General features: G+C 72.3%; 10 protein-coding genes and 1 tRNA gene. 6 read left to right on the forward strand and 5 right to left on the reverse strand.

Annotation, left to right across the window (positions count from 1 at the left end; all coding sequences use genetic code 11):
- Window positions 1-60 precede the first annotated feature (60 nt).
- Window positions 61-137: transfer RNA gene (locus NH339_RS08670), tRNA-Pro, on the forward strand.
- Window positions 138-286: 149 nt separating this feature from the next.
- Here NH339_RS08670 and NH339_RS08675 read toward each other — a convergent pair.
- The 3 genes from NH339_RS08675 to NH339_RS08685 form a co-directional block, all read right to left on the reverse strand.
- Window positions 287-430, reverse strand: a complete 144-nt coding sequence (locus NH339_RS08675) for a hypothetical protein (protein ID WP_253024420.1) — start codon at window positions 428-430, stop codon at window positions 287-289.
- A gap of 102 nt (window positions 431-532) precedes the next feature.
- Window positions 533-1198, reverse strand: a complete 666-nt coding sequence (locus tag NH339_RS08680) for a response regulator (RefSeq protein ID WP_083516254.1) — start codon at window positions 1196-1198, stop codon at window positions 533-535.
- Window positions 1195-2781 carry an ATP-binding protein gene (locus NH339_RS08685; protein ID WP_253024422.1) on the reverse strand — a complete coding sequence of 529 codons (1587 nt, stop codon included), beginning with the start codon at window positions 2779-2781 and terminating at the stop codon, window positions 1195-1197. Before NH339_RS08685 ends, NH339_RS08680 begins: the two co-directional genes overlap by 4 nt.
- 82 nt (window positions 2782-2863) lie before the next feature.
- Here NH339_RS08685 and NH339_RS08690 point away from each other — a divergent pair, with 82 nt between their 5' ends.
- The 4 genes from NH339_RS08690 to NH339_RS08705 are packed head-to-tail and all read left to right on the forward strand — an operon-like array spanning window position 2864 to window position 6295.
- Window positions 2864-3883: a tripartite tricarboxylate transporter substrate binding protein gene (locus NH339_RS08690; RefSeq protein ID WP_253024424.1), complete on the forward strand. Its 1020-nt coding sequence runs from the start codon at window positions 2864-2866 to the stop codon at window positions 3881-3883.
- The gene (locus NH339_RS08695; RefSeq protein ID WP_253024426.1) at window positions 3880-4404 is read left to right on the forward strand and encodes a tripartite tricarboxylate transporter TctB family protein; all 525 of its coding nucleotides are present in this window, start codon (window positions 3880-3882) and stop codon (window positions 4402-4404) included. Before NH339_RS08690 ends, NH339_RS08695 begins: the two co-directional genes overlap by 4 nt.
- Window positions 4404-5915 carry a tripartite tricarboxylate transporter permease gene (locus NH339_RS08700; RefSeq protein WP_253024428.1) on the forward strand — a complete coding sequence of 504 codons (1512 nt, stop codon included), beginning with the start codon at window positions 4404-4406 and terminating at the stop codon, window positions 5913-5915. Before NH339_RS08695 ends, NH339_RS08700 begins: the two co-directional genes overlap by 1 nt.
- Window positions 5912-6295, forward strand: a complete 384-nt coding sequence (locus tag NH339_RS08705; protein ID WP_253024430.1) for a universal stress protein — start codon at window positions 5912-5914, stop codon at window positions 6293-6295. Before NH339_RS08700 ends, NH339_RS08705 begins: the two co-directional genes overlap by 4 nt.
- On the opposite strand, the gene NH339_RS08710 is transcribed toward NH339_RS08705, so the two are convergent.
- On the reverse strand, window positions 6279-6455 hold the full coding sequence (locus NH339_RS08710) for a hypothetical protein (protein WP_253024432.1): 177 nt from the start codon (window positions 6453-6455) through the stop codon (window positions 6279-6281). The genes NH339_RS08705 and NH339_RS08710 overlap by 17 nt on opposite strands.
- Window positions 6452-7096, reverse strand: a complete 645-nt coding sequence (locus NH339_RS08715; protein ID WP_253024434.1) for a DsbA family protein — start codon at window positions 7094-7096, stop codon at window positions 6452-6454. Before NH339_RS08715 ends, NH339_RS08710 begins: the two co-directional genes overlap by 4 nt.
- A 115-nt stretch (window positions 7097-7211) precedes the next feature.
- Between NH339_RS08715 and tyrS the strand changes: the two genes are divergently transcribed.
- A complete protein-coding gene (tyrS, locus tag NH339_RS08720) occupies window positions 7212-8537 on the forward strand; it encodes a tyrosine--tRNA ligase (RefSeq protein WP_253024436.1) in 1326 nt (441 codons plus the stop codon).
- Window positions 8538-8848 lie beyond the last annotated feature (311 nt).

Below are 8848 nucleotides of genomic sequence, written 5' to 3' on the forward strand. Positions count from 1 at the left end.
CCCCGCCCCCACGGGGCTACACTCGTGCCTCGCCCCACCGCGCCGTCCGCGCGGGGGCATCGGGATGTAGCGCAGCTTGGTAGCGCATCCGCTTTGGGAGCGGAGGGTCGCAGGTTCAAATCCTGTCATCCCGACCACACGTCGCTCGCGCGTGCCCTCCTCGCGGGGGCCAGGCGCTGACGACGGACAGCGAGGACGCCGGCCACCACCGCGGAGGACACCCTCGGGACCGAGACGGCGAACGTGCAGGGCCGTCCCCGTTGCGCGGCTCGATGAGGAGGCGCGGTCAGCGACCGAGGCGCTCCAGCAGCCGGTCGAGGACGGTGAGCCCGCCGACGAGGAACGCGCTGACCGCCGACCACAGCAGGCTCGGGCGCGGCGCGGGCGCCGGGCGCACGAGCGACGTCGGGAGCGAGGTCGTGGTCTGCATGGCAGAAGGGTGCCACACGGCCTGGTCGCGGGGAAGGCCAAGGACCCGGCCGGGACTGCCGAAGGTCCTCGTCGTCGGCGTCGAGGAAGGCCAGGCGCGAGGTCAGGGGCGACGGTAGCGGCGCTCCGGGCGTCCGGCGCCGCCGTAGCGCAGCCGGACCTGCGCCTCGCCCGTGGTGACGAAGTGCTCGAGGTAGCGACGCGCGGTCACGCGCGAGAGGCCGAGCCGCTCGGCGGCGTCGGAGGAGGAGACCTCCTCGTCCTGCTCCAGCAGGCCCTCCACGAGCTGCGCCGTCTCCCGGCTGAGCCCCTTCGGCAGGGGAGCGACCCTGGACGGGCTGCGCGCCGCACCGAACGCGCGGTCGATGGTGGCCTGGTCGGCGTCGCCCTCGCCCAGGGCGAGGAGGGCGTTGCGGACGCGGTGCAGGCGCTCTGCGAGGTCGTGCTGCTCGAACGGCTTGACGACGTACTGCATCGCGCCGCCCGCCACGGCGGCCCGCACCGTGTCGGCGTCGCGCTCGGCCGTCACCATGATCACGCCGGCGCGGCTCCCCGCCTCGCGGAGCCGAGCGAGCACCTGCAGCCCGCCGAGGTCCGGCAGGTGCACGTCGAGGAGGACGAGGTCGGGGTCGAGCGCCGCGCACAGCGCGATCGCCTCCTCGCCGTTCGCGGCGACGCCCACGACCTCGAAGCCCTCGGTGCGCTCGACGAACCTGGCGTTGAGCCGCGCGACCATGAAGTCGTCGTCGACGACCAGCACCGACGTCACGTCGACTCCCAGGGCAGCACCACGCGGAACAGGCTAGGCCGCGCGGCGTCGATCGTCACCGACCCACCACGTCGCTCGCACAGGAGCCGCACCAGCGCCAGGCCGACGCCGCGGCCGCCCAGCACGTCGGGCTTGGTGGAGTAGCCGCGCACGAACACCGCCGACCGCAGCTCGGCGGGCACGCCGTCGCCGCTGTCCTCCACCTCCAGGACGAGCGCGTCGTCGTCGGCGCGGCCCGTCACCCGCACCTCCGCGCCCGGCGTGCCCCGGCACGCGTCGACGGCGTTGTCGACGAGGTTGCCGAGGATCGTCGTCACGTCGGCCGCCAGACCGGTGTCGAGCGGAGGGATCTCGCAGTCCGGGTCGAGGCTGAGCAGCACGCCCGCCTCGTCCGCCTGGCTCGACTTCGCGAGCAGCAACGCAGCCGTGGCCGGGTCCTCCACGTGGTCGGCGAGGTCGTCCTGCCGCGCCGCACGGGATCCCACGATGTGCGTCACGAGGGCGCGCGCCTCCTCCGGCTCGTCGAGCTCCAGCAGACCACCGATGGTGTGCAGCTGGTTGGCGAACTCGTGCGTCTGCGCGCGCAGCGCGTCGGTGATGGTCAGGTTCGAGCCGAGCTGCTGCTGCACCTCGACGAGCTCCGTGCGGTCGCGCATCGTGACGACGGTGCCGACGCCCTCGCCCCGGGTCGCCGCGCGGCGTCGGTTCAGCACCAGCACGCGGTCGCGCGTCACGAGCACCACGTCGCTCGCGTCGCCTTGGTCCTGCAGGAGCGCGGCGACGTCGGGCTCGGCGGCGACGTCGACCACACGGCGGCCCAGCACCGGCCCCTCGAGGCCGAGCAGCTCGAGGGCCGCGTCGTTGACCATGCTGACCCGACCGTCGGGGTCGACGCCCAGGACGCCCTCGCGGATGCCGTGCAGGAGCGCCTCGCGGTGGTCGGCGAGTCGGGCGAAGTCACCGGCGGCGAGCCCGCGCGTGCGCCGGCGCACGATGCGCGAGACGGTCCAGGAGCCGAGGATGCCGAGGCCCGCGCCCACCCCCAGGAAGAGCGCGAGGTCGGGTGCGGCGTTGGTCGCGCGCTGCCAGGCCGTCGGGTACTTCTGCTCCGCCAGGACGGCGCCTGCGAACGACCCGTCGTCGGCCAGCACCGGAGCGTGCCCGGCGAGCGTGCGCCCACGGTCGGTCGGCACCGACCCCGTCCACCCGCGGCCCTCCAGGACGCGGCTGCCCCCGAGCGGCGCCTCCGTGCCCACCAGCGACGGCCTGGACGACGCGACCACCCGCCCGTCCCGGTCGGTCACCGACACGACGTCGGCGCCGGACAGCGACCGCGCCCGGTCGATGGCCGGTGCGAGCACGCGCGACGCGTCGGTCGAGCCGAGACGCGAGCGCACGACGGCGACGTTCGCGAGGTACTCCGCGGTCGAGCGCAGCCGCGCCCCGCGGTCGTCCTCGAACCCGCGGGTGGCCTGCTGCAGCGAGAGCACGCCGACGATCACCAGCACGAGCGCGACGACGGCGAGCTGGAGCAGCAGGAACTGACCGGCCAACGTACGTCGGCCCGGTCGCGGCGACCACAACGAACACAACCTCCTTTGCGCACCCAATCGTGACGCAGGCCACGTTCGCCGTCATGCTCGGGTCGACCCACCAGGAGGTGTGATGGCCGACACAGGTCAGCGACGACCCGCACGTCGCCCCCGCAGGACCCGGACGGCGACCGTCATGGCGCTCGTCCTCGCACTCGCCGCGACGCTCGGCGCGTGCGGCGTGACGCGCGGCGGCGACGACCCCGACAACCGCCGTCTGCGCATGATGATCCCGAACAGCCCGGGCGGCGGCTACGACCTCACCGGTCGCGCCGCGGCCCAGGTCATGGAGGAGGACGACCTCACGGGTCGCTTCGAGATCACGAACGTCATCGGCGCCAGCGGCACGGTCGCCATGCAGCGGCTGCTGAACGAGCGCGGCGCCGACGACCTCGTCATGCTCATGGGCCTCGGCGTCGTCGGCGCGACGTACACCAACGACTCGGCGGCCCGCGTCTCGAAGGCGACGCCCATCGCGCGTCTCGTCGAGGAGCAGGAGGGGCTGCTCGTGCCGGCCGACTCCCCGTTCAAGACGGTCGACGACCTCGTCACCGCCTGGAAGAAGGACCCGCGGTCCGTCACCGTCGGCGGCGGCTCGTCGCCCGGCGGCCCGGACCACCTCTTCCCGATGCAGCTCGCGCAGACCCTCGGCATCGACCCGAAGGACGTCAACTACATCGCCTACGACGGCGGCGGACCGCTCACCACGGCCCTGCTCGGCGAGAAGATCCAGGTCGGCACGTCCGGCCTCGGCGAGTTCCAGGGCCAGATCGACGACGGCTCGCTGCGCGTGCTCGCGGTCTCCGGCGACGAGCGCCTCGACGGGATCGACGCCCCGACCCTCACCGAGTCCGACATCGACCTCGTCTTCACCAACTGGCGCGGCCTGCTCGCCCCGCCCGGCATCGACGACGCGACGCGCGAGTACCTGACCGGGCTGGTCACCGAGATGCACGACACGCCCGAGTGGCGCGAGGCGCTGAAGCGCAACGGATGGATCGACGCCTTCGCCACCGGCGAGGAGTTCGGGACCTTCCTCACCGAGCAGGACGAGCGCGTCGACTCGACGCTGAAGGAGCTGGGACTGTCATGAGCACCACCACCGAGACGACGACGGGTCCCGAGGGACCACGCGTCGTCGACCGTGCCCAGTACGGGCTCGCGGCCTTCCTGGCCGTCGTGGGCGTCGTCGTCGTGGTCGACGCGACCGGTCTGCGGCCCGGCTTCGCCGACCAGCCCGTGCAGCCCTCGTTCCTGCCCTACGTCGTCGGCACCGCGCTGCTGGTGCTGGCCGTGACGCTCGCCGTCGCCACGGCGCGCGGCAACGTCGCGGAGCCGGAGGGCGGCGAGGACGTCGATCTCACCGAGCCCAGCGACTGGTTCACCGTCGCGAAGCTGGCCGGCGTGTTCCTCGCGAACGTGATCCTCGTCGACACGCTCGGCTGGGCGATCACGGGCGCTCTGCTCTTCGCGGGCTGCGCGTGGGCGCTCGGCAGCCGCACGCTGCTCAAGGACGTCGCGATCGGCGCCGCCCTCTCCCTCATCACCTGGTACGGCTTCTACGTCGGCCTGGGTCTGCCGATCCCCGCGGGGATCCTGGACGGAGTGCTCTGATGGACCTGTTCCTTGACGGGCTGATGAACGCCCTCACGCCCGAGAACCTGCTGTACGCCGTCATCGGCGTCCTGCTCGGCACCGCGGTCGGCGTCCTGCCGGGCATCGGGCCGGCCATGACGCTGGCCCTGCTCTTCCCGATCACCTACACGGTCCCGGTCGACAGCGCCCTCATCATGTTCGCCGGCATCTACTACGGCGGCATGTACGGCGGGTCGACGACGTCGATCCTGCTCAACACACCAGGGGAGTCCTCGTCGGTCGTCACCGCGATCGAGGGCAACCAGATGGCGAAGCGGGGCCGGGCCGCCCAGGCCCTCGCGACCGCCGCCATCGGGTCCTTCGTCGCCGGCACCATCGCGACCGCGCTCCTGGTGCTGTTCGCGCCCAAGGTCTCCTCGGCCGTCGTGCAGCTGGGCGCCCCGTCGTACTTCGCGATCCTGCTGCTCGCGCTGGTCGCCGTCTCGGCCGTCCTCGGCAGCTCGAAGATGCGTGGCTTCATCGCGCTGTTCCTCGGCCTCGCCATCGCGCTGGTGGGCACGTCGACCGGGCAGGCGCGGCTCACCTTCGGCAGCCCGCTGCTGGCCGACGGCATCGACGTCGTCGTGGTGGCCGTCGCCATCTTCGCCATCGGGGAGGCCCTGTGGGTCGCGGCGCACCTGCGCCGCCGGCCGCTGCAGGTCATCCCCGTCGGCCGCCCCTGGATGGACCGCAAGGACTGGGGCCGCTCCTGGAAGCCGTGGCTGCGCGGCACCGCGTTCGGCTTCCCCTTCGGCGCGCTGCCCGCCGGTGGCGCCGAGGTGCCGACCTTCCTGTCCTACATCACCGAGCGCCGGCTCACGAAGCACCCCGAGGAGTTCGGCAAGGGCGCCATCGAGGGCGTCGCCGGCCCCGAGGCTGCGAACAACGCCTCGGCCGCGGGCACGATGGTGCCGCTGCTGGCGATCGGCCTGCCCACCACGGCCACGGCCGCGATCATGCTGAACGCCATCCAGTCCTACGGCATCCAGCCCGGTCCCCAGCTCTTCGACAACGAGCCCGCGCTCGTGTGGACCCTGCTGGCCAGCCTGTTCGTCGCCAACACGCTGCTGCTGGTGCTGAACCTGCCGCTCGCGCCGATCTGGGCGAAGCTCCTGCGGGTGCCGCGGCCCTACCTCTACGCGGGCATCCTGTTCTTCGCGTCCCTCGGTGCCTACAGCGTCAGCTTCGAGCCGTTCGACCTGGCCCTGCTGCTGGTGCTCGGCTTCCTCGGCGTCGCCATGCGCCGGTTCGGGCTTCCGGTGCTGCCGCTGATCGTCGGGGTGATCCTCGGCCCGTCGCTGGAGAACCAGCTGACCCAGGCCCTGGCGCTGTCCGGCGGCGAGGTCTCCACGCTGTGGAGCGAGCCCGTCGCGAAGGTCGTGTACGCGGTGCTGGTCCTCGCGCTGGTCGCGATGGCCGTCGCCGCCGTGCGCGGCCGTGCCGCCCGTCGCGGCGCGTCGACCGTCGAGAAGGAGGAGGTGTCCGCATGACCGCAGTGGTCGTGGCCTACAGCCCGGACGAGTACGGCGAGGCGGCCCTGGCCGCCGGCGCCGAGGAGGCGAGCCGACGCTCGGTCCCGCTCGTCGTCGTCAACGCGACCCGGGGCGACGCCTACGTCGACCCGCACTTCGCCGACGCGGACACCGTCGCCCGCCTGCGCGAGCGCGTGGGGGAGGTCGAGGTGCTCCAGGAGGTCGTGCCCGACGTCGGCGCCGAGGTGGTGCGGGTCGCGCAGGAGCGCGACGCCGACCTCGTCGTCGTCGGCGTGCGGCACCGTTCGCCGGTCGGCAAGGCGCTGATGGGCAGCGTGTCGCAGCGGGTGCTCCTCGACGCGACCTGCCCGGTGCTGGCGGTCAAGCCTCGCGGCTGACCCCGTCCTCGCGTGGTGAGCCCGTGCGCTGGAGGCCCGCGTCGTCGGCCCCGTCCTGAGCAGACCGCTCGGACGGGGCCGTCGTCGTGGGGACGGCGCACACACCGTCGACGCAGACCGCCGCGGCGTCGTCGCCGAGCATCTCCAGCGGGCCGGTCACGCGGGCTGCTCCTCGGCAGCGCGGCGCAGCGCGCCGAGGAAGGTGTCAGGGTCCTGCGCGCCGGAGACGCCGAGCCGGTCGTCGAGCACGAAGAACGGGACGCCGCGGATGCCGAGCGCCACCGCCTGCTCCTGGTCGGCGCGCACCTGCTCGAGGTAGGCGTCGCCAGACAGGGCTGCCACGACGCCGTCGCGGTCGAGCCCGACCTCCGCGGCGAGGTCGGCGAGGTCGTCCACCCGACCCACGTGCCGGCCCTCGACGAAGTACGCGGCGAGCAGCCGCTCCTTCATCTCCTCCTGACGACCCTCGGCGCGCGCGTGGTGGAGCAGCCGGTGCGCCAGCACGGTGTTCGTGTGCTGCAGCGCCCCGAAGTCGTAGTCGAGCCCCTCGTCGGACGCGACCTCGGTCATCTGCGCGAGCATGCCCACCACCTGCTCGCGCGCCATGCCCTTGTGGCGGGCGAGGAAGTCGACCTCGTCGCCCTCGAAGTCGACCGGTGTGTCCGGCGACAGCTCGAAGCTGCGGTAGGTGACCTGCACGTCGCCGCCCTCCTCCCGGAACCGTTCCACGGCCTTCTCGAAGCGCCGCTTCCCGACGTAGCACCAGGGGCACGCCACGTCCGACCAGATCTGCACGTCCACCGTCATGACCGTCCCAACCGCCGGGCCGTCGCCGGTGTTCCCGACGCCGCTGCGCGGACCGTCGCGGTCGCGCGCCAGAATGGGCCCGTCCGCCCCGACCGACCAGGAGCCCCACGTGAGCACAGCCGGAGGATCCGTCCTCGACGACCTGACCGCCCGCGGACTCGTGGCGCACTCGACCGACCTCGAGGCGCTGCGGGCCGAGATGGACGCCGGCCCGATCGTCTACTACGTGGGCTTCGACCCGACCGCTCCCAGCCTGCACGTCGGCAACCTGCTGCAGATCCTCACCGCCAGGCGGCTCCAGCTCGCCGGGCACCGACCGCTCCTGCTCGTCGGCGGCTCCACCGGCCTCATCGGCGACCCCAAGGAGACCGGCGAACGGGTCATGAACACCCGCGAGACCGTCGCGACCTGGGTGGAGCGGATCCGCGACCAGGTCGTCCGCTTCGTCGACCTGGAGGGCGAGAACGGCGCGACGATGGTCAACAACCTCGACTGGACCGAGTCCCTCAGCACGATCGACTTCCTGCGCGACATCGGGAAGCACTTCCCGGTGAACCGCATGCTGGCCCGCGACGTGGTGAGCAGCCGGCTCGAGAGCGGCATCAGCTACACCGAGTTCAGCTACGTCCTGCTCCAGTCGATGGACTACCTGGAGCTGCACCGTCGGCACGGCTGCGTGCTGCAGACCGGCGGCAGCGACCAGTGGGGCAACATCACCGCCGGCGTCGAGCTCGTCCGTCGCTCGGAGGGACGCCGGGTGCACGCCCTCGCGACCCCGCTCATCACGAAGGCCGACGGCACGAAGTTCGGCAAGACGGAGTCGGGGACGGTGTGGCTCGACCGCGAGCTCATGAGCCCCTACGCCTTCTACCAGTCGTGGATCCAGGCCGAGGACACGAAGGTGGGGGAGTACCTCAAGCAGTTCACCTTCGTGCCGGTCGACGAGGTCGACGCGCTCATGGCCGAGCACGCTGCCGCACCCGGGCGACGCCTCGCACAGCGACGTCTCGCCGCCGAGGTCACGGCGCTCGTGCACGGGCAGGGCGAGGTCGACGCCGCGGAGCTCGCGTCGACGGCCCTGTTCGGCCGCGGAGAGCTGGCCGAGCTGCCGGAGGACACCCTCGCGGCCGCGCTGGGGGAGGCGGGCGTCGTCGAGCTGCCTGGCGACGCCACGCTCACGGACGCCCTCCTCGAGACCGGCCTCGTCGACTCGCGCTCCGCCGCGCGCCGCGCGGTGTGCGAGGGGGGCGCGTACGTCAACAACAGCCGGGTCGACGACGCCGAGGCACCGCTCGCCTCCCTGGACGCCCTGCACGGCTCCTGGCTCGTCCTGCGCCGCGGAAAGCGCGCCGTTGCAGGGATCCGTCGAGTCCCGTCGCGACTATGGCCGGGGTCACACCGCACGGATTTGACCCTGCTCCGGTCGTCTGAGTAATGTTCTTCTTGTTGCACCGCACGACGGAGCGCAAGGCCGAGAGGCCGGGCACTCGGAGCGAGCAACCACTCGAACCGAAACGGTTAACGCCAGGAACTGAGTTCCGGAGACTGACCGCTGACAACGGAGAGTGATCGTGGCAGGACCCCGGGTTTGACCCGGTGATCACGAGCCGCGTACGATAGACCAGCCCCTGGTGGGTGGGCCCTGATGTGGGTCTGTCTGGTGGGTGTGCGTCTGATGTTTGAGAACTCAACAGTGTGCTAAAAGTCGACGAGAAGTAATCAGTTTTACCCCCGTCGGCAGGCATG

Source organism: Aeromicrobium sp. CnD17-E, assembly GCF_024124745.1.
Taxonomy (GTDB): Bacteria; Actinomycetota; Actinomycetes; order Propionibacteriales; family Nocardioidaceae; genus Aeromicrobium.

What these genes read in the sequence shown, in the direction of transcription:
- NH339_RS08675 (WP_253024420.1), bottom strand. Translation starts at nt 430, where the DNA reads ATGCAGACCACGACCTCGCTCCCGACGTCGCTCGTGCGCCCGGCGCCC.
- NH339_RS08705 (WP_253024430.1), top strand. Translation starts at nt 5,912, where the DNA reads ATGACCGCAGTGGTCGTGGCCTACAGCCCGGACGAGTACGGCGAGGCG.
- NH339_RS08695 (WP_253024426.1), top strand. Translation starts at nt 3,880, where the DNA reads ATGAGCACCACCACCGAGACGACGACGGGTCCCGAGGGACCACGCGTC.
- NH339_RS08690 (WP_253024424.1), top strand. Translation starts at nt 2,864, where the DNA reads ATGGCCGACACAGGTCAGCGACGACCCGCACGTCGCCCCCGCAGGACC.
- NH339_RS08700 (WP_253024428.1), top strand. Translation starts at nt 4,404, where the DNA reads ATGGACCTGTTCCTTGACGGGCTGATGAACGCCCTCACGCCCGAGAAC.